Raw genomic sequence first — 21,378 nt, forward strand, 5'->3', positions numbered from 1 at the left:
ACCGTTGGCGGAAAAGGAACGGACCGATGGTCGAAAAGTCTCGTTTGGCATTCGCGTAGGCGCTTTTCTATGGGATTATGTTATGATTTCGGGTTATATCCTTTTCCTGATCGGGGTATCTTTTCTTATACGGCCGTTGGCTAATCCATTATTTACGACAAATCCATTGTTAGCCGAGCTTACCGGGTTTCTATTCCTCACGCTGCCTATCTATTTGTATTTCGCGTGGCTTGAGGGATCGAAATCGAATGCGACATGGGGAAAACGAAAAATGGGCATTAGGGTTGCAGGCATTCATGGGCAAACCATCGGACTAAGCACCTCGTTGCTGCGTTCAGCCATTAAATTCTTTCCATGGGAGCTTGCCCATTTCACCATTTGGCATATGATTATTCCGTCGGGCTACTCCGATTTTACCTTTTATTCGCTATTGGCTATGGTTTACGGTCTGGTACTTTTATATTTGATAAGTCCGTTATGGAGCAAAAACAATCAAACGGTGTACGACTCGTTAGCGGGAACTATTGTACGGTATAAATAGAAGTAAACGCGTGATCGAATAAAGATTCCCCAAGGAAGTCCGCTTACAAGCGGGCTTTTTTCCGTTGTTTTCCCGATCACGGGAGAGTTTAAGAAAAATTTTATATTTAGCGGTATTTCTTCTTAAACTGTTTTCCTTATTCTAAGGGGGTAGATGACGTAGAAGCGAAGTTAAGCGAGAAAAATATGGCTTTCAAGAAAGGCGAGGATGGGGAATGGAACAAAAAAACGGGTACAAAGATTTCATGGTCCATTTATTGTTTGCCGTGTATATATACGGGTTATTCAAGGTTATCTTATTTAAGTTCCGCGCGGTTGATCCGTCGTGGCTATGGCAGCATCTTAAACTAAGCTTGTCGAGCCCTCTTTATATCGTTCAGGGCTTGCAGGACGGCAATCTGACTCCGTTCAAAGAAATATCCAGAACGCTGCACGTTTTAACGAATCATGATCTCATCAACCTATTCGGGAATATCGCCATTTTTATCCCGTTCGGCATTTTCATCGGTGTAATGTTCAACAACAAGAGCTTGTCCTTTACCGGCGCTTTCGCATGCTCCTTTGCTTTAAGTCTATGCCTGGAAAGCGCGCAGATCGTATTTGCAATCGGAAGCTTCGATGTCGACGATCTCATCTTGAATTCCGGAGGAGGCTTAATCGGCTTTGCGGCTGTTCACTTCGTAAAATGGATGGGGAGAACTCCGAGTATAGTACAGGCGAGCGATAGGCCAATATAACAGCATTGAACGGAGAGTTGCCAATGAAAACGATATCGATATTAATAGCGGACGATGAACCGGAAATTGCCGATCTAATCGAGTTGCACTTAGAGAAGGAAGGTTATCGATGCATTAAAGTAGCGGATGGACAGGAGGCTTTGCTCGCCTTTCAGACGAACTCCATCGATTTGGCCATTTTGGATATTATGATGCCCAAGCTCGACGGTTACGAAGTTACGCGTCGAATTCGAGAGCAGCATCATTTGCCCATCATTTTTCTGAGCGCCAAAGCGACGGATCTCGATAAGATTGCTGGGCTGGTAAGAGGCGCGGACGATTATGTTACGAAACCGTTCAATCCGATGGAGCTGGTTGCCAGAGTGAATGCTCAGTTAAGGCGTTCGATGCAGTTCCAGCCTTCGGCGCAAACGAATAAGCTTGCTTTGGAAGCCGGAGGACTGGTTATCTACCCGGAAGAACGCACGGTATTTCTTTATGGCGATCCGATTGAGCTGACTCCGAAAGAGTTCGACATTCTTCTGCTGCTGGCCGAGCATCCGAAGAAGGTGTTCGGTTCGGAAAATATATTCGAGCAAGTATGGGGCGAGGCGTACTATGAAGGAAACAGCAATACGGTCATGGTGCACATTCGTACCTTACGGAAAAAACTAGGAGAAGACGTTAATAAAAACAAACTCATCAAAACCGTTTGGGGAGTAGGTTATACTTTCAATGGCTAATACGATCCGAAGCTTCAGGTTTACCATGATCATGCTGTTCGGCTTAAGCATGGTTTTCTCCGGACTCATAACCTTTCTGATCTACAAAACTCTCACGATTTATTACCATACGACCAAGGTCGAGAACCCGTTGACTAAAATTCGCATTTTTATTAGAGAAGTCGGGGACGTCAATTTCTTTCTTATTTTTTTCATTCCGCTTTCGATTTTATTTTTCTTTCTGCTTACCAAACGATATGTCGCTTATTTTCGAGAAATATCGAACGGAATCAATCAGCTTGCAAACGGCGAATTCGACAATCGCGTGCTGATTCCGTCCAAGGATGAATTCGGGGACATTGCCAGAGACATCAATCTGGCAAGCGAAAAATTGCGGCAAGCTTTGGAGCGAGGGGATTTCGCGGAAAACAGCAAGGAGCAATTGGTATTGAATTTGGCGCATGATTTACGTACGCCGCTGACTTCCGTATTAGGTTATTTGGATTTCATTCTTCGCGACGAGCAGCTGACCGCGGAGCAAATGAAGCATTATGCGAGCATTGCTTTTACAAAGTCTCAACGCTTGGAGAAGCTGATCGAAGAATTGTTCGAGATCGCCCGCATGAACTACGGGAAGATTAACCTTGAAACAAACCCGATCGATATAAGCGAGCTTCTCGATCAATTAATCGAGGAGCTATTTCCCGTATTCGAGAAAAACAACTTAACGGTCCGATTGGACGCGGTTCCGCATTCGATTATTCGAGGCGACGGCGAAGTATTGGCTCGCGTTTTCGAGAATCTTCTGACGAATGCCGTCCGCTATGGAAGCGATGGCCATTATATCGATATTCGTTGCTTTCATGATTCCGATGAAGCGGTGATTCAAATCGTCAATTACGGAGACTGCATTCCTCCGGACGAGCTTCCTCATATTTTCGATATGTTCTATACCGGCGATCAAGCGCGAACCTATCGCGAGGGGGGCACCGGTCTAGGTCTCTTCATCGCGAAGAACATCGTAACGCAGCATCAAGGGACGATAACGGCTGCAAGCAGCGTGATTCGGACGCAATTTGAAATCCGCTTGCCACTTATTAAAGATTCCGAAGCGCAAAGCTAACACGAGCGCCATTTTAAGGAAAATTTAAAATCGACCCTACTTCTTATTTTATTTTTCCGCCTTATTCTAAGAGCATGAAAGGCGGGGGGAAGAATTGAAGAAGTGGGGTTTTTGCCATGCGTATACATGGAAGATAAAAGTAGCCGGATGGCTTCGCAGGGATGCGGCTGCGGCATGGTTGTTTCTCGCGCCGAGCGGTGCCGGATTTGCGTTGTTCTTCCTTATTCCATTTGCCATGGGTACGATGTATTCGTTTATGGACAGTGTCGTAGACGGACATTATACGGGGCTTGATAATTACCGCGAGCTTCTGCAGAGCGGCTCCTTCCGCAAAGCGGCGGCCAATACCGCCTATTTCAGCGCGGTTAGCGTTCCGTTAAATCTAACGCTGTCGCTTATTTTCGCTTTACTGCTGAACGGAAATCTCTATTTGCGCAAATGGCTGAGGACCGCATATGTACTGCCACTTGTCGTTCCGGTCGCCTCGATCGTGCTGATCTGGCAGATGCTGTTCGATTGGAACGGCTCCTTGAACGCCTGGCTAAGCGCCTTCGGACTAGAACGCGTGGATTGGATGAAGACCGATGCTGCTAGAAACGTAATCATCGTCGTTTATTTATGGAAGAACATCGGCTACAACGTGATTTTATTGTTGGCAGGGCTGCAACGGATACCGAAGGATTATTACGAAACGGCTCAAATCGAAGGAGCGGGTCGTTTACGGCAGTTCGGAAGTATTACGCTCGTCTATCTAACGCCTACGATGATCTTCGTAGTCATCATGTCTATCATCAATTCATTTAAAGTATTTCGGGAAACGTATTTGATCGCGGGCGATTATCCCCATGACAGTATTTACATGATGCAGCACTATATGTACAACATGTTCGCATCGCTGGATATTCAGAAGCTGACCGCGGCGGCTAACTTGATGGTCGTGGGAATACTTCTGATCGTTATGGGATTGTTCGCGCTTGAACGCCGTTACAGGCAGTTCATGGAATAGGGGGAAGAAGTCCGTGCAAGTCGTCAAATTATTGCAAAAAAGCTCGTTAACGTTCTTCATGTTCGTAATCGCGGTCCTCTTGTTATTCCCGATCGTGATTACCTTCACGAATTCGCTAATGACGGAGCAGGAAATGGGCATCAATTATGGACCTATCGGGGAGTTGATCCAAGCCGGCGGCGGGAAAACGAATCCTTACGCGAATCTGAAATTACTGCCGGACCGAGTGACCTTGGAGCAATACGGCAGGGTGCTGATATCCAGTCCGGTATATTTGACGATGTTCTGGAATTCTGTAGGGCTGGTGGTGCCGATCATCGCTGGACAGACGGCGGTAGCGGCACTTGCAGCATATGCGTTCGGTAAGTTGAGATTTCGCGGCCGCGATCGCTTGTTTCTCGTCTATGTCCTGACGATGCTTATGCCGTTTCAAGTAACGTTAGTTCCGAATTATATAATGGCGGATAAGCTCGGGTTGCTGAATAGTCCTTACGCGATTATTTTACCGGGAGTTTTCGGCGCTTTCGGCGTTTTCATGCTCAGGCAGTTCATGTTGGATATTCCATATGCTTACATAGAAGCGGCCAAGATGGATGGAGCCGGACATTTGCGAATTTTCTTCAAGATTATCGTTCCGATGATCAAACCGGGCTTGGCCGCGCTCATTATCCTCTTGTTCGTCGATTATTGGAACATGGTGGAGCAGCCTCTGATTTTTCTGGACGATCCGCTCCGGCAACCGCTGTCCGTTTATTTATCCAGAATCAGCGGCGAGCCTGGGATTGCTTATGCGGCTTCCATGCTATATATGGCTCCGATGGTTCTGTTGTTTCTCTATGCGGAAACGTACTTCATCGAAGGCATTCAATTGTCCGGTATCAAGGGTTAGGGGGAAAAGACGAGAGATGGAGTTGGACAAAGTAAATCAAGATCGAAGAAGGAATAGAATCCTGCTAGCCATAATGATCGGGTTCGTCGGGTTGCTCGTTTTCTTCACCCTGTTCAGTAATACGCTGATGTCTATGAACTTACCGAAAGCGATAACGGAGCAACCTAATAGCGGAAGTCTCGTTGTTGCTCTCGAAGGCAGCGGTACCCTGCAACCGATCACGGAAACGCAATTATCGAATCCTGCAGGCTGGAAGGTCTTAAAGATTCGCGTGAAAGAAGGGGATCGCGTAGAAAAGGGACAGGCGTTAATCCTGTATGACGGATCATCAGTCGAACTGGAAATGGCAAACGAAATGACGGCATTGGAGAAACAAAAAATCGAGCTGCAAAATCTCCAAGACCAATTCATCCAGTCGGTTCAAGAAGAAGACGAACTCAAAATCCGAAATGCGAAACGCGCTATCGAAACGTTCATGCTGGATCTCGGCACGCAGGAACGTACGATTAACGAGCTGCGAAATCGAATGAATGACCAGCGGGAAATAACGTCTCCTTTCGATGGAATCATAACGGAAATAAATGCCGTCGAAGGGCAAATATCGTCGGGAGAGCCAGACATTCGCATGGTGAACGGCAATCAAGGTTATCGGCTGGAAATAGCAGCCGATTCAACGCTGGTATCCGGTTTAGGTCTTGCAGCCGGAGAGAAAATCGACATAGATGTACAACGCGAGCTAGACCGACAGTCCCGAGTGATTCAAGGCAAGATTGAAGAAGTAACGAATGCCGAGCCGCGAAGCGAAAGCTCATACGGCGTACAATCTGACCAGACTTTAACGATACCGAGAAAAACTCTTCGCATTAAGGTTGTTGATTCCGAGCTGAAGGGGGGTGAACAGGCAGAGATTAAGCTCGAGAAACGTTCAAGCAAAGAGGGATTGGTCGTTTCCAGCGAGGCCGTCCATTATGACAGAGATGGGATGTACGTGTTCAAAATCGAAACTCTCAGGGGGGCACTAGGCAATGTCTTCGTTGCACGTAAGGTCAGAATTCAGTTCAGCGAAACGAATGACAATAAAACGATGATTCAAACGGATAACCTCTTCGAGGAGGACCTGATTATTCTCGAAAGCAGCGAGCCTTTACAAGACGGTGAGCGCGTTCGGCTTCAATAGACTAGCAAACATTCGATAACATCCAGGGGGAATCCATTCGATGAAAAAGTGGACTTATATGATGACAATCGGTCTTTTAATGACGTTAATGACAGCTTGCGCTTCGGGGAGCGCAAATGAATCGACAAGCACGAAGACGCCGGCAAACAATGAGGGTAAAACAGTTGTTACATTGGCATTGCAACAAAAGAGTCCGTATTTACAGACGGCCGAGAAGAAGTTCGAAGCGAAGTATCCGGATATCGATCTGCAGATACAATTAACGGAGGATTATGAAAAATACCAGAAATCGACGAACGCGGCATTGTTGTCGGGGAACGGCCCCGATATTTTCGAGGTAAGCAATTTACCCCTCGAAGCTTACGTGAGTAAAACGCTTCTTCTGAATATGGATGAACTCATTGCGGACGATGCAACGCTGAATAAAAGCGATTTACAAACGAACGTTCTGGATGTATTGAAGTTGAACGGCGGTATGTATGCCATACCTTCGGGGTTTAGCCTGCGGGCATTCGTAGGAGATGGGGATGTTCTTAAGAACGCGAGCTTCGACGATAAGAAATGGACCTGGAAAGAGTTCGAAGAAACCTCGAAGAAGCTAGGCGAGAGCGGCACGGAACGCCGTTATGCCCTAGCCAACGATCCGCCGGAAATCCTTCTTCAGGAAATGGTCGTGGATAAATACGCTGAATTCGTAGATAAATCGGCGAAAAAAGCAAAATTCGACTCTCCTGTTTTCATGGAAGCGATGAAGCAAATCAAAAAAATGTACGACGATAAAGTCATGACATCGGAACCGGCGGAGATAGGCAAGCAGATGTTCTACTCCACCGTATTGCAGTCGCCGGCCGACTTCATCGACGGTTTACATCTATTCTTCTCGAATCCAAAGCTGCTGCAGAAGCCTGAGCAAACGGGTGGAACGAGGATAGTTACGCCTTCCGAGCTCGCCATTCGAGCCAAATCTCCTGTGAAGGAGGAAGCATGGAAGTTCATCGCTTACCTGCTTTCCACTGAAGGCCAATCCCTGCAGGAGAGAGAAGGTTTCTCGTTGCTTAAATCCGTGAACGAGGAGCAATTGAACGTCATTCAGGAACAAGTTAATAACGGAACTTATAAGCTTTCGGATGGGAAAGCGGCTAAAGCGACGGACGAAGAATTTATGCAGTTTAAGCAACTGATCAATACGGCGGACAACTATTCGGGAGCGGACGGGAGCGTGCTTTCCATCGTCGGCGACGAGGCCAGATCGTTCTTCAGCGAGCAAAAGTCCGTAGAAGAAGTCGCAAAGTTAATCCAGAACCGTACGACTACTTATTTAAATGAATAGGAATGATTAAGAAAAACTTTACTTTTTACCGCATCTCTTCTTAATTACTATTCTTTATTCTTATGAGGTTGGGGGAATGATTTTGGAATAAAGGGAGATGCTCGTATTGCTGCAACGTTCAAGTAGAATACTTAATACCCGAAAGACGGACAAGCCGAATTTCGGCGGATTGGATTGGATCAAATTATTGGCCGCCTTATTGGTCGTCGCCAATCATACCAGTCCGTTATTATCTTTCGGTTCCGATATCGCCGTAGTGCTAAGCGGAATTGTTACCCGAATCGCCGTACCTATCTTTTTCATGACATCCGGCTTTTTCTATTTCCGCAAGCTGACTCGCGATCCCCGAACGGATAATAGAACTCTTCGCGGCTATTTGGGGAAAATCGGTAAATTATATGGGATAGCGATCTTGTTATATGTTCCGTTTAATTTGTACACGGGATATTTTAAGGATGACTTTAGTGCATATTCCCTGTTTAAGGATATCGTATTCGATGGCACCTTCTATCATTTGTGGTATTTACCGGCTTTATTAATCGGTATATCGCTGACTTCTTATCTCTATAGGAAGGTGTCCCTGGACTCGTTGTTGGCGATCTCCGGTATGTTGTATATCGTAGGACTGTTAGGCGACAGCTATTATGGCTTCATAGCGAGCAGTCCCGGGATTTCGGACATTTACGACAGTATGTTTACAGTATTCGACTACACTCGCAACGGATTGTTTTATGCGCCAATTTATATTGCTTTGGGGGCATTCGCGGCTAGGCGCAAGCAGAGAGTAAGAAGTCCGCTCGCCAATGCGTGTTTGTTCTTCGGTTCGCTCGTATGCTTACTTGGAGAGGGAATGCTCCTGCATTCGACGGATATGCCAAGACATGACAGCATGTATGTGTTCGCCTTGCCTGCGACTTATTATTTATTCCAATGGGCTTTGCAATGGAAGGGGAAATCGAACAAAGTATCCAGGGATTGGAGAGTATGGATTTATATTTTGCATCCCGCCGCCATCGTGTTCGTTCGCGGAGCGGCGAAGGCCGTTAAGCTGGAATCTATATTCATAGCGAATAGTCTTATTCATTTTGTAAGCGTGTGTCTATTGTCCATAATCATGGCTGCGGTTGCCGTCAAGATACTCGGCTTTAGAAGGAAATGAAGTCGGGGTTGTTGAATCTTCTATATACAGAGTTGATTTCCTGGAGATGATAACCCCGTAATGGCCAAAGATTCGATGTCAACCGCGCTGAAACGATGCTTCTTAATGTTTATTTTATTAACGACGTTAATCATTCCGGCAAAGCATGTATTCGCTGATAGCGGAGATGCGAATCTCGTTCTTAACGGAAGCTTCGAAGAAACGACCGCCGATGAGCCTGCGAATTGGCTAAGGGATGCTTATTTAGCGGGAGAAGAAAATAGTCGATTGACAGTCGTGGAAGGTGATGCCCATGCGGGATCTCGATTTGCGACCATAGAAAACCTTCAACCGAATGACGCCAAATGGACTCAAACGGTTTCCGTTCAACCGGAAACGTTGTACAAGCTATCTTGTTGGGTGCGGGTAGGAAATGCGGGAGAGGGTGCAACCGGTGCGAATATTGGCGTGCTCGGTATCGGCACGACTTCGCGGGATTTGACAACCCCTTCCGGAAGCTGGGAGCTTCTCGAGCTTGTCGGCCGAACGGGAGAAGAGCAACAACAACTTACCGTCGCCGTACGAATAGGAGGCTATGGGAGTTTGAACGCGGGAAGGGCGGATTTCGACGATTTCCGTTTGGAAAGGCTCGACGAAGTTCCTACCGGATCTGACGTAGTATCGTTTGATCCAGGAGTCGTCGACCAGGGCTCGGCGGGGACTATGAACGTCGATGCCCCTCATTCCGCCTATTCGGGTTGGATGATCTTCTACGGTACGGCTTATGCCGCTTTATGCTTGTATTTGCTATTTCGCTATCTGCGTCCGCAATCGAAATCATCGGATCCGATTTCCGGATCGAATAGTAATCGCAAGGGGCTAGTCCTTATTACGTTCGGAGGTGCGTTCCTGCTAAGAATCGCGTGCGCGCCGATGATACAAGGGCATCCGATAGACGTAATGGATTTCCAGGCTTGGGCGGACCATGCCTATCTTAACGGATTGTCGGGCTTCTATAATGGCGAGGTGTTCGCCGACTATCCTCCGGGGTATATTTACGTGTTATACGTGCTGGGACTGATTAAATCGTGGTTTGGCTTGGAACCGGGCTCGTCGGCCTCCTTAATTCTGATTAAATTACCGGCCATGTTCGCCGATCTCGCGATTGGTTGGGTGATATACAAAACGGCCTTACGACTGACGGATGTGAGGACGGCACTGCTAGCGGCTGTTATCTTTATACTAAACCCGCTTGTTTTCTTGGACTCCGTCATTTGGGGGCAGATGGATTCCGTATTTTGCTTATTCATTGTATTGATGATCCTATCGCTTCAGAATAAGAAGCTGTCGGTTGCGTCGGTCCTATTCGTGGGCGCCGTCTTGATCAAACCTCAATCGCTTATTTTCGCTCCTCTGCTCCTCTTTTCTATTCGATCATGGAGAGAAACCTTAAGAGCATCGCTGTATGCGCTAAGCGCTTTTATTATCATCACGCTGCCGTTCGCCGTTAATCAAGGACCATTGTGGATATTTAAACATTACCAATCGATGTTCGGATTGTATCCTTACGCGACCTTCAACGCGTTTAATGGATATGCGTTGCTCGGTGCCAATGGCGTGGAAACGAATCAAAAGTGGTGGGGGATCAGCTACGCAAGCTGGGACGTCCTATTTATTGCGTCTATTGTATTAATTGCGGGCACATTCCTGATTCGAAGCGCTAGGGACGGTAAGCTCGTCTATACGGCACTACTCATCGCTTTGCTCGTTTTCGCGTTCAAAACCGGTCTTCATGAGCGATACGGATACGCTGCCGTGCCTTTGGCTCTTATGAGCTGGTTGTGGATTAGGGACGGGAGAGTGTTCCGGTTATTCATCGGCGTTACCCTCGCGAATTTCGCGAACGTGGCCTATGTGCTGAAGTTCGGGTTGCGCCAGGATTATTTTATTCCGAACGGCAACGGATTCATGAACATTGTCGCTTTAGCCAACGTCTGCCTTGCTTTGTACGCCGTCTGGTTAGGTTATGAGCTTCTAATCAAGAAGCCGAGCACTGCGGAGAGCGCCGCGCCCGTCGCCAAGTCAAGCGAGAAATCGAGAGCGCAACGATCAAATGAATTAAAGCCTGCTGCGACCCCGTCCGTAACGTCATCCTCGATGAAGCGCAAGGATTACATCGCGATGGCAAGCATTACGGTCGTTTATGCCGCCATCGCCTTATTCCAGCTCGGATCGACCGTCGCGCCGCAAACCTTCTGGAAGTCGGAGCAGGAAGGGGAGATCTCCATTGCCGATTTCGGACAATCGCGGCAAGTGGAATCGATCCTATGGTACGGAGGAATCGGGAACGGCAGCTTTCAAGTGGAAGGATCGGAAGATGCGGATACTTGGACTCCGGTCGCGACGGTCGATTTGAACGATGGAACCGTTTTTCAATGGAAGAAGGCTCAAGCTGCGTTCACTGCTCGATATGTTAAAGTGTTGGCAATCCAACCGGGGGGCTCATTAGGAGAGATGGGATTCCAGGGAACGGATCGACGAATCATTTCCCTGTCCGAAGAGACCAACGTGACGCCGGCTTTCGATGAACAGGGAACGGTTCCGGAACGCGGTTCTTACCGGAATGGGATGTATTTCGACGAAATCTACCATGCCCGAACGGCTTACGAAAGCATTCATCATATGGAACCTTACGAAACGACCCACCCGCCTCTCGGGAAAATAATTATTTCCGCGGGAGTAGCTTTGCTGGGGATGAATCCATTCGGTTGGCGAATCATGGGCGTACTCTTCGGAATAGCGATAGTTCCGCTCTTGTACCTATTCGGCAAACGTTTGTTCAGAGAAACAAGATATGCGGGACTGGCATCGTTTTTGGTTGCCTTCGATTTCTTGCTCTTTACGCAAAGTCGGCTCGCTACCGTCGATACTTTCGCCGTGTTTTTCATATTACTGGCCTACGAGCGCATGCATCGATTCTTTGAAATGAATTTTTACAAAGACAAGCTGCTAAAGACTTTGGCGCCGCTAGCGATTAGCGGGCTCGCATTCGGCCTTGCCACGGCAACCAAATGGATCGGTTTGTACGCGGGTGCGGGACTGGCGATTATATTTTTTCTCTCGCTTTGGCTTAGGTACAAAGAGCATCGGGATAATCGCGAACTGCCTTTCGCGAATCTCGCGCTCCGGTCGATCCTATCGTGCGGTATATTTTTCATCATCGTTCCAATGACGATCTACTTTGCATCGTATATTCCCTTTATGCTCATACCGGGTTCGGGGCATGGCTGGAAGGATGTCATATCCTATCAGAAGTTTATGTACGACTATCACAGCAAGCTTCATGCGACCCACCCATTCTCCTCGACCTGGTGGGAGTGGCCTCTCGTCCGTAAACCGATATGGTACTACGGAGGGTCGGAATTAGCGCCGGGCAAGATGGCTAGCATCGTTGCGATGGGAAATCCGGCAGTGTGGTGGGTGGGTACGATAGCGGTTATCGCTACCTTTCGAATGGCATGGAAGAAACGGGATAACAGCATGACGGTCGTGTTGATCGGAATTTTGGCGGCATACCTCCCGTGGGTACTCGTCTCCAGGCTCACGTTTATTTATCACTTTTTCGCTTGTGTGCCTTTTCTTGTCTTGTGTATCGTGTATTGGATTCGGAAGATGGAGGAAAGAAAACCCGAATATCGGAAATGGACGCATTTGTACGCAGGTGCGGTTCTGCTGCTATTCCTTTTGTTCTATCCGGTCTTATCGGGAACCGAAATATACGTTTCATACTCGGACGGCTTATTGAGATGGTTCAAGAGCTGGGTGTTTCACGGGTAAGCGAATAGGAGCACGGAATGCGGTAAAAGGACCTCGATGAGGTCCTTTTTTGCATATTAAGAAGTAAATTCCGAAAAGTCGGTCAAGACTCATCCATCGGAGAATGCTGCGCCATAGTCGGTTATTCCGACTATGAGAAGAGCGAACCTGCGGAATGCCGTGAGATAGTCGGTTTATCCGACTATGAGGAGAGCGAACCTTGGGAATGCCACGCCATAGTCGGTTTATCCGACTATGAGAAGAGCGAACGTCGGGGAAGCCGCGAGAAAGTCGGTTTAACCGACTGTGGGGAGAGCGAACCGCCGGGAAGCCGCGAGAAAGTCGGCTTTTCCGACTATGAGAAGCGCAAACCTCCTGGACGCCTCGGCATAGTCTGGCTAACCTCAAGTCGACGCGATCACGGGCGACATTGTCACAATCTTGATCGACCTGAATGACGAGGAATTCCAACGATGATGCGCTGGCTAGAACGCGAAAACAGGTATTAAATTCATGATCTTGGAAACGCATACATATTCCGTAGGATTACGTCTTAACTGTTGGTCGCCTTTATTTCTATAATGAGGGTGTATTTACGATGAAAGGAGGGTTTGAAGCCTTTACTTTAGGCGTTTTATGAGAATCGCAGAATTGCCCGCAGTCCACTTTATTGAGGAGGAATATAATGAACAAAAAGGTAGTCGTATGGTCGCTAGTCGTATCCATGCTGTTATCAAGCTTTTTTCTGTCTTTGGGAGCTCCTGAATCGGTTTCCGCCGCAGGAGGAACGAATCTGACTCTGGGTAAATCCGTGACGGCAAGCGGCCAATCCGACGTATACACGCCGAATAACGTGAAGGACGGAAATCAAGCTACGTATTGGGAAAGCACGAACAACGCGTTCCCGCAGTGGATTCAAGTCGATCTTGGTGCAAGTACTAGCATTGACCAGATCGTGCTGAAGCTTCCCGCGGGTTGGGGAACACGGACGCAGACGCTAGCCGTACAAGGTAGCGAGAACGGCACGACGTTCTCGGACATCGTCGCTTCAGCGGCCTACGTGTTCAATCCATCGGTTTCCAACAACTCCGTTACGATTAATTTCACGGCTTCAAGTACGCGCTACGTTCGCTTGAACGTCACGGCAAATACGGGCTGGCAAGCAGCTCAATTTTCAGAATTCGAAATTTACGGAACCGCAGGTCCAACTCCAACTCCAACTCCTACACCAACGCCAACTCCAACGCCAACTCCAACGCCGGGCGCTTACCAGGCTGAGTCGGCTGCATTATCCGGCGGAGCGCAAGCGAACACGGATCATACCGGTTACTCCGGCACGGGATTCGTTGACGGTTATTGGTCGCAAGGCGCCACGACGACCTTCACGGTCAACGTCCCGGCTGCAGGTAATCGCAACGTGACGTTAAAGTACGCCAACGCCAGCGGCAGCGCAAAGACGATAAGCGTCTACGTCAACGGAGCGAAAATTCGCCAATCCTCGTTACCTAACCTTGCGAACTGGGACACTTGGGGAACCAAAGTTGAATCGCTTAACCTGAATGCCGGCAACAATACGATCGCTTACAGATACGACGCCGGCGATTCCGGCAATGTCAATCTTGATCAAATCGTAGTAGAATCGACGACTTCAACGCCAACGCCAACGCCAACACCAACACCAACGCCAACACCAACACCAACACCAACACCAACACCAACACCAACACCAACGCCAACGCCAACACCAACGCCAACACCAACACCAACACCAACACCAACACCAACACCAACACCGACACCGACACCGACACCGACACCGACACCGACACCAACACCGACACCGACACCAACGCCACCTCCGGGCGGCAACATCGCTATCGGTAAGGCGATCGTCGCGTCCTCGACGACGCAATCATTCGTCGCTACGAACGCGAACGATAATAGCACAAGCACGTATTGGGAGGGCGGGGGTAATCCGAGCACGCTAACGCTCGATCTCGCGGCCAACCACGATATTACGTCGATCGTGCTGAAGCTGAACCCTTCTTCGGAATGGGGCACTCGCACGCAAACGATTCAAGTGCTCGGTCATAACCAGAATACGACGACTTTCGGAAATCTGGTAGCGTCTCAAACCTACAGCTTCAATCCGGCAACCGGCAATACCGTGACAATCCCGGTTACGGCAACGGTTAAACGATTGCAGTTGAATATAACATCCAACTCCGGCGCTCCGGCCGGTCAGATCGCAGAGTTCCAAGTGTTCGGGACTCCAGCTCCGAACCCCGACCTGACGATTACCGGCATGTCCTGGACTCCGGCTTCTCCGGTCGAGACCAGCGCGATTACGCTGACCGCCACCGTTAAGAACAACGGTAATGCGGGGTCGGCCGCTTCTACCGTGAACTTCTATCTGAATGACGCGTTGGCGGGCTCCGCTCCGGTTGGAGCGCTTACCGCTGGAGCCTCGGCAACGGTATCGCTGAACGCCGGCACGAAAGTCGCCGCGACATACCCGGTCAGCGCTAAAGTCGACGAGAGCAACGCGATTATCGAACAGAACGATTCGAATAATAGTTTCTCGAATCCTTCGCCTCTAGTCGTTGCACCGATATCAAGCTCCGACTTAGTCGTCGCTACTTCCTGGACGCCTAGTAATCCGGTGGCGAACAATACGGTGAGCTTTAACGTAAATCTGAAGAACCAAGGTAATCTCGCTTCGTCGAGCGGTTCGCACGGCATTACCGTCGTTCTTAAGAATGCCGCAGGCTCGACCATTCAAACCTATAACGGTTCATATAACGGAGCCCTGGCAGCGGGAGCAAACGTCAACGTTGCTATTCCGGGGTCTTGGACGGCAGCTATCGGGAACTTCACGGTAACGGCTACCGTTGCCGCGGATGGGAACGAGGCAGCCGTCAAGCAAACGAACAACGCTACTACGGCAAGCCTAATCGTGTATTCCCCGCGCGGAGCGAGCATGCCTTATACTCGTTACGATACGGATGACGCCACTCGCGGCGGAGGTGCAACTCTGCAGACCGCACCGACATTCGATCAGGCGCTGACGGCGTCGGAAGCTTCCGATCAACGTTACGTGGCTCTTCCGTCGAACGGTTCCAATCTTCAATGGACAGTTAGGCCCGGTGAAGGCGGCGCAGGCGTAACGATGAGATTTACGATGCCCGACTCCGCGAACGGCATGGGTCAGAACGGGTCGCTCGACGTTTACGTGAACGGCGCTAAGGTCAAGACGGTTCCGTTGACGTCCTATTATAACTGGCAGTACTTCTCCAGCGATCAACCCGCCGATACTCCGTCGGGAGGACGTCCGCTATTCCGCTTCGACGAAGTGCACTGGAAGCTGGATACGGCCTTACAGCCCGGCGACACGATCCGCATCCAGAAGTCCAACGCCGATAGTCTCGAGTACGGCGTCGACTTCCTAGAGATCGAGCCCGTTCCGACGGCTCTGGCCCGCCCTGCCAATTCGGTATCCGTAACGGATCACGGAGCGGTCGCGAACGATGGCCAAGACGATCTTGCCGCGTTCGATGCAGCCGTAACGGCAGCGGTTGCCGCCGGGAAGACATTGTATATTCCCGAAGGAACGTTTCACCTAAGCAGCATGTGGAAGATAGGTTCCATCAGCAATATGATCAACGACATCACGATCGTGGGGGCGGGTATCTGGCATACGAATATCCAGTTCACCAACCCTAATGTGTCAGGCGGAGGAATCTCGTTCCGTGTCCAAGGCAAGCTTGATTTCAGCCATATTTATCTGAATTCGAATTTAAGGTCGCGGTATCACGAAGGTGCGATCTACAAAGGATTTATGGACAATTTCGGAGTGAACTCCAAAGTGCACAATGTCTGGGTAGAGCATTTCGAGTGCGGTTTCTGGGTCGGCGATTACGGACACAGCCCTCGGATCTTTGCCAATGGGCTGGTCATCGAGAACAGCCGCATCCGGAATAACCTCGCCGACGGCGTTAACTTCGCTCAAGGGACCAGTAATTCGACCGTTCGCAACAGCAGCGTTCGCAATAACGGCGACGACGGCCTCGCGGTATGGACCAGTAATGATGGCGGCATCTCGGCAGGCGTCAACAATACCTTCTCCTTCAATACGATCGAGAACAACTGGCGCGCGGGAGGCATCGCCTTCTTCGGGGGAAGCGGTCACAAGGCTACCAATAATATTATTAAAGACACCGTCGGAGGTTCGGGTATCCGAATGAACACCGTGTTCCCGGGTTACCATTTCCAGAACAATACCGGCATTCTGTTCTCGGATACGACCATTATCAACAGCGGTACGAGTAAAGACCTGTACAATGGCGAACGAGGCGCAATCGATCTGGAAGCATCCAACGATTCCATTAAGAACGTAACGTTTACCAACATCGATATCATCAATACGCAGAGAAGCGCGATCCAATTCGGATACGGAGGAGGCTTCGAGAATATCGTATTTAACAACATTAACATTAACGGTACCGGTCTTGACGGTATCACGACTTCGCGGTTCACGACGCCGCATCCTGGCGCGGCGATTTACACGTATACGGGTAACGGCTCGGCAACGTTCAACAACTTGACGACCAGCAATATCGCCCACCCGAATGTGTATTTTATTCAAAACGGTTTTAATGCGATCATTCAGTAAGTAGCGGTATCGCACTACTCCAGTGGAGGAGTTCTTAGGAACTCCTCTTTTTTATATGGATTGACTTGGAGTAAACTCCATAAGATACGTTGGGAACAAACTCCGAGCAAGCTAAGTCGACGATTCGAATAGCAGAAAGGAGCAATTTTAGGACCGGTCTTAGCTTCGATACGATAATATACGAAAATTAGGTTCAAAGCTTAATCATCATCAATAAAGGAGCGAAAACGAATGAATGAAAATATAACCGCACAATCGCCGATCCAATCCGGCTTTGGAGCGGATACGACCGCGAAGGAAGTTATCGGCGATATTGATTTGAGGGGAAAGGTCGTCATCGTAACAGGGGGATATTCCGGAATCGGGTTAGAAACTACGCGTATATTGGCTAACGCGGGCGCAAGCGTTCTCGTACCGGTTCGCAACGTCGAGAAAGGTCGGGAAGCGCTTGATTGCATTCCCAACGTATTGATGGATACGATGGACTTGATGGACCCGGCTTCGATCGACGCATTCGCTCAACGCTTTCTTGATACGAAGAAACCGCTGCACATCCTCGTCAATAGCGCCGGAGTCATGGCTACGCCGTTGAGACGTGATTCGCGCGGATATGAATCGCAATTTTCAACGAACCATCTTGGTCATTTCCAGCTGACTGCCAGACTTTGGCCGGCTTTGCAGCAAGCAAACGGGGCGAGAGTCGTCGCGGTTTCCTCGCGGGCTCATCGTCTTGCAAGCAGCGATTTCAAAGATCCGAACTTCGAGCATAGGGAATACGACAAGTGGAAGGCTTATGCCCAATCCAAAAGCGCTAATATTTTGTTCGCGCTCGAGCTGGACAAGCTAGGTAAAACGGAACATGTCAGAGCATTCTCCGTACATCCGGGATTGATTCCCGATACCGCCCTTGGCCGGGATTTAGCGGAGGAGGATGCAGTTCCTCGACCGATCAAAGACGAGAATAACGAACCGACAGTATCCAACCAAACCAAACCGAAGTTCAAGACGGTTGAACAGGGGGCGTCTACTAGCGTATGGTGCGCCGTAAGCGAGCGATTGAACGGACTTGGAGGCGTGTATTGCGAAGATACGGATATTGCGGAAGCCGTCCCCGCAGACAGTCTCAAGGAGTCGGGCGTGCGACCGTGGGCAATCGATCCCGAATTAGCTAACCGACTATGGAAGTTAAGCGAGGAATATACGGGCGTTAATTTCAAGATATAGTCCGTTTCGTTATTTCGACTTATTTTGCACTTGGGGGGTGTCTTAAGGTACAATCTGAGTAGCTAAAGCACGATGCTGGTTTGCTACTTCTAAGGAGGAATTATTTCATGAGCACATTTTCTCAAAGATTGTCCTCAATGCGTCAAGGACTGAAGGATCAGGTAACTAAGTTCAAGAATAAAGACTTTATGGATGCGGTCGTTGCCGGTTGCGCGATCGTGGCTGCGGCCGATGGTAAGATCGACGGCGTCGAGAAACAAAAAATGGCCGGGTATATTAACCACAACGAAGAGCTTAAAGTATTTGAAATGCCGAAGGTCATCGAGAGATTCAACCATTTCACGAGTAATTTCGACTTTGATCATATGATCGGCAAAGCGGAAGCCATGAAATCGGTCACTAAGTTCAAGGACAAACCGGATGTGGCGCGCGTTATCATCAGCGTTTGCTGCGCGATCGGCGCTGCTGACGGGGACTTCGATGAGAAAGAGAAAAACGTCATCAGGGAAATGTGCCGCGAGCTTAAGCTTCCCGCGAGCGATTTCGGACTATAAGCTTTCATTTAATAAACGCGAAAAAATCCAATTCTTTCCGAATTGGATTTTTTTTGCGCTCAGCGCTTGCCTGAAATGATCGCTAGCCGAAAAGTATTGACGATATTCGGGACGTCCGCGTTTACCATTCGTTTCAGCAGACGAATCGGTCTGCCGTATTTTTTGTAATCGTAGTCTTCCTTAGATTCGTTGAGGAAATCGTCGGGAAGCTCGCTCGGCGTACTGTAGGCAAATACGAGACCGCTTCGTTGAGCGAGGAATTGAATGGGCGAGCCTTCGTAATATTCGCGCCATCGTTTCAAAGGCATCCGGTACACGAGTATGGTTAACGCCTCTTCATACACCTTTCCTTTGTATTTGAATAGGAAAAATACGGCATATTTCGCTTCCGAAATTCGCTTTGTTCTCTTCACGACAATATAGTTTCGCCATCGGCAGGGAAGGCGCATAAGGAATCCATACTTAGGATCGCGGTAAAGGAACTTCTTCTTTTTCGGCAAGGTCATATCACGCCCTCTGGAATAATAAATAACGAAAATGATTCGGATAATCGTTAAAATATTCATGTAACCAAGCTAGTGATTGTGCAAAGTGAATTGCCAAATTGGATTTAATGAGATAACTTTTATTTAATTGGAGCTGATCAAAGTGGGAGGGTAAAGCCATGGTAATCATTCCAGGCGGCGAGATCGAATTAAGGGACGATCGGATTAATCGCAAATGGACGGTAGAGATAAAAGCGTATATACTTGCCTCGATTCCCGTAACGACGGAGCTTTACTATGCGACGATCGGAGGATCATCCACGACTCATGTCGGAGATCGCACGCCGGTCGTGAATATTTCTTGGAACGACGCGGTATCGTTTTGTAATCTTCTCTCGCGAAACGCAGGCTTGAAAGAGTGTTATTCCGGAGGCGGAGATGGCGAAGAAGAGATCCAGTGCGACTGGGAAGCCGACGGGTATCGTCTTCCTTCGGAAGCCGAATGGCAATATGCATGCAAAGCGGGAACTAGCGGATATCGATACGGAGAACTTGACCGAATTGCTTGGTATGAGGAAAACTCGGGTGCCGTAATCCATGAAGTCGGAAAGAAAGAACCGAACGCGTGGGGGCTATACGACATGTTAGGAAACGTGTGGGAGTGGTGCTGGGATCTGTACGACGAGAAGGTATACGGCTCCTATCGGATATTCCGAGGCGGAAGTTGGGCTGAAGAAGCCAGGGGTTGCGGGTCGACTTGCCGACGTCGCAGCCATCCGAACTTCAGCATCGACGATCTTGGATTCCGGTTGGCCAGGAGCGCGACCGGATTGGATATTTGAGTATAGATCCGATAAAACTTATACTAGTATAATCATATATAGATTGCGAAGTGATCGTGTTGCATATCAAAATAGATGATTTAACGGGATCCGAAGTGGCTGAATTGTTGGAGGAGCATCTTCGAAGCATGGCCTCGCTTTCGCCGCCGGAGAGTACCCATGCGCTAAATCTCGAGGAATTGAGAAAACCGAATATTACGTTCTGGAGCGTATGGGACCAAGATGAATTAATGGGTTGCGGCGCGTTGAAAGAGCTTGACGGTCAACATGCGGAGATCAAATCCATGCGAACTTCTACGCGCCATCTCAGGAAAGGCGTTGCCAAACGACTGCTTGAACACATGCTGGAGGAAGCCAAGCGACGAGGTTATGTGCGCTTAAGCTTAGAGACGGGTTCAATGGAAGCTTTCGAACCGGCTAAGCGGTTATATGCGGGGCTTGGGTTCATTGAATGCGGACCGTTCGCGAATTACGTAGAGGATCCATACAGCGTATTTATGACCAAGGAGTTGTGATTTTATTTGCGGAGCATTCCTGCCAGTTGGGAATGCTATTTTATTATTGGAGGCGGTATAAACGCATGTTATTTTATGGAATAGCTATCCTTGTCGTTCTCGTCGATCAAATAACCAAAATTTTAATACGCGCAAACCTGAAGCTTGACGATAACTTTACCTTGTGGGGAATTCAAATGACCCATATCGAGAATAGCGGAATGGCCGGCGGTTTACTCGAAGGCTATGCTCGGATTTTTGGAATCGTAGCCGTACTTTTCGTTGTCGGCGTGATCTACTATCGTAGGGCGGGCACGTTTAAGGGGAAGTTAAGCGAGATTAGCTTCGCCTTCTTAGTCGGAGGCGCTATCGGCAACGGAATCGACCGCTTGTTATTCGGGCGGGTTACGGACTTTTTGGTTTCGCGTTCCGGGAACGGCGTGCTTAACTTAGCGGATCATGCCATCCAGATCGGAGTATTGCTGCTAATCGTTAGCTTTGTGCTTCCGTTATTGAAACGCCGAAATTATAGACGATGCTTCTAACGAATAAACTTTAGGCAACTATAAGGATGCAGCATTCGCCGATACGGAATGGATTATATGAATTGGGACATGTATAATGATACAATCACAAGCGACGAGGGTGGA

At 48.8% G+C, this 21,378-nt stretch carries 17 protein-coding genes; 16 read left to right on the forward strand and 1 reads right to left on the reverse strand.

The window, feature by feature from the left end:
• Positions 1-4: 4 nt before the first annotated feature.
• The 13 genes from DFP95_RS14305 to DFP95_RS14365 all read left to right on the forward strand — a co-directional run bounded on the left by DFP95_RS14305 (position 5) and on the right by DFP95_RS14365 (position 18,907).
• Entirely contained in the window at positions 5-541 is a 537-nt protein-coding gene (locus DFP95_RS14305; protein WP_245987665.1) for an RDD family protein, read from the forward strand.
• Between the two features lie 214 nt (positions 542-755).
• Positions 756-1,277 (forward strand): VanZ family protein, encoded by a 522-nt coding sequence (locus DFP95_RS14310; RefSeq protein WP_245987666.1) that lies wholly within the window; start codon positions 756-758, stop codon positions 1,275-1,277.
• A gap of 23 nt (positions 1,278-1,300) precedes the next feature.
• Positions 1,301-1,999: a response regulator transcription factor gene (locus DFP95_RS14315; RefSeq protein WP_115993321.1), complete on the forward strand. Its 699-nt coding sequence runs from the start codon at positions 1,301-1,303 to the stop codon at positions 1,997-1,999.
• Positions 1,992-3,101 (forward strand): HAMP domain-containing sensor histidine kinase, encoded by a 1,110-nt coding sequence (locus tag DFP95_RS14320; RefSeq protein ID WP_115993322.1) that lies wholly within the window; start codon positions 1,992-1,994, stop codon positions 3,099-3,101. The genes DFP95_RS14315 and DFP95_RS14320 overlap by 8 nt, the downstream gene beginning before the upstream one ends.
• 133 nt (positions 3,102-3,234) lie before the next feature.
• Positions 3,235-4,107: a carbohydrate ABC transporter permease gene (locus tag DFP95_RS14325; protein ID WP_115993461.1), complete on the forward strand. Its 873-nt coding sequence runs from the start codon at positions 3,235-3,237 to the stop codon at positions 4,105-4,107.
• A 13-nt stretch (positions 4,108-4,120) separates the two neighbouring features.
• Positions 4,121-4,996 carry a carbohydrate ABC transporter permease gene (locus tag DFP95_RS14330; RefSeq protein WP_115993323.1) on the forward strand — a complete coding sequence of 292 codons (876 nt, stop codon included), beginning with the start codon at positions 4,121-4,123 and terminating at the stop codon, positions 4,994-4,996.
• A gap of 16 nt (positions 4,997-5,012) precedes the next feature.
• Positions 5,013-6,173 carry an efflux RND transporter periplasmic adaptor subunit gene (locus tag DFP95_RS14335; protein WP_115993324.1) on the forward strand — a complete coding sequence of 387 codons (1,161 nt, stop codon included), beginning with the start codon at positions 5,013-5,015 and terminating at the stop codon, positions 6,171-6,173.
• A 40-nt stretch (positions 6,174-6,213) separates the two neighbouring features.
• Complete coding sequence (locus tag DFP95_RS14340) at positions 6,214-7,503, forward strand: ABC transporter substrate-binding protein (protein WP_115993325.1); 1,290 nt, start codon at positions 6,214-6,216, stop codon at positions 7,501-7,503.
• A gap of 106 nt (positions 7,504-7,609) precedes the next feature.
• On the forward strand, positions 7,610-8,662 hold the full coding sequence (locus tag DFP95_RS14345) for an acyltransferase family protein (protein ID WP_181907422.1): 1,053 nt from the start codon (positions 7,610-7,612) through the stop codon (positions 8,660-8,662).
• Between the two features lie 105 nt (positions 8,663-8,767).
• Positions 8,768-12,478: a phospholipid carrier-dependent glycosyltransferase gene (locus tag DFP95_RS14350; protein ID WP_181907424.1), complete on the forward strand. Its 3,711-nt coding sequence runs from the start codon at positions 8,768-8,770 to the stop codon at positions 12,476-12,478.
• 664 nt (positions 12,479-13,142) lie between these two features.
• Positions 13,143-17,129: a discoidin domain-containing protein gene (locus DFP95_RS14355; protein WP_115993328.1), complete on the forward strand. Its 3,987-nt coding sequence runs from the start codon at positions 13,143-13,145 to the stop codon at positions 17,127-17,129.
• 231 nt (positions 17,130-17,360) lie between these two features.
• Complete coding sequence (locus DFP95_RS14360; RefSeq protein WP_115993329.1) at positions 17,361-18,353, forward strand: oxidoreductase; 993 nt, start codon at positions 17,361-17,363, stop codon at positions 18,351-18,353.
• A gap of 107 nt (positions 18,354-18,460) precedes the next feature.
• Complete coding sequence (locus tag DFP95_RS14365; protein ID WP_115993330.1) at positions 18,461-18,907, forward strand: tellurite resistance TerB family protein; 447 nt, start codon at positions 18,461-18,463, stop codon at positions 18,905-18,907.
• A gap of 59 nt (positions 18,908-18,966) precedes the next feature.
• Here DFP95_RS14365 and DFP95_RS14370 read toward each other — a convergent pair whose 3' ends face one another.
• Positions 18,967-19,413, reverse strand: coding sequence for a hypothetical protein (locus DFP95_RS14370; protein ID WP_115993331.1), 447 nt, complete (start codon positions 19,411-19,413; stop codon positions 18,967-18,969).
• A 158-nt stretch (positions 19,414-19,571) separates the two neighbouring features.
• Here DFP95_RS14370 and DFP95_RS14375 point away from each other — a divergent pair, with 158 nt between their 5' ends.
• From DFP95_RS14375 to lspA, 3 genes are all read left to right on the forward strand, one after another.
• Positions 19,572-20,234 carry a formylglycine-generating enzyme family protein gene (locus DFP95_RS14375; protein WP_115993332.1) on the forward strand — a complete coding sequence of 221 codons (663 nt, stop codon included), beginning with the start codon at positions 19,572-19,574 and terminating at the stop codon, positions 20,232-20,234.
• A gap of 59 nt (positions 20,235-20,293) precedes the next feature.
• The gene (locus DFP95_RS14380) at positions 20,294-20,749 is read left to right on the forward strand and encodes a GNAT family N-acetyltransferase (protein ID WP_115993333.1); all 456 of its coding nucleotides are present in this window, start codon (positions 20,294-20,296) and stop codon (positions 20,747-20,749) included.
• A 65-nt stretch (positions 20,750-20,814) separates the two neighbouring features.
• Positions 20,815-21,273 (forward strand): signal peptidase II, encoded by a 459-nt coding sequence (gene lspA, locus DFP95_RS14385; protein WP_115993334.1) that lies wholly within the window; start codon positions 20,815-20,817, stop codon positions 21,271-21,273.
• Positions 21,274-21,378: the final 105 nt, after the last annotated feature.

The sequence above is a fragment of the Cohnella lupini genome, from assembly GCF_003386205.1.
In the GTDB taxonomy this organism is placed as follows: Bacteria; Bacillota; Bacilli; order Paenibacillales; family Paenibacillaceae; genus Cohnella; species Cohnella lupini.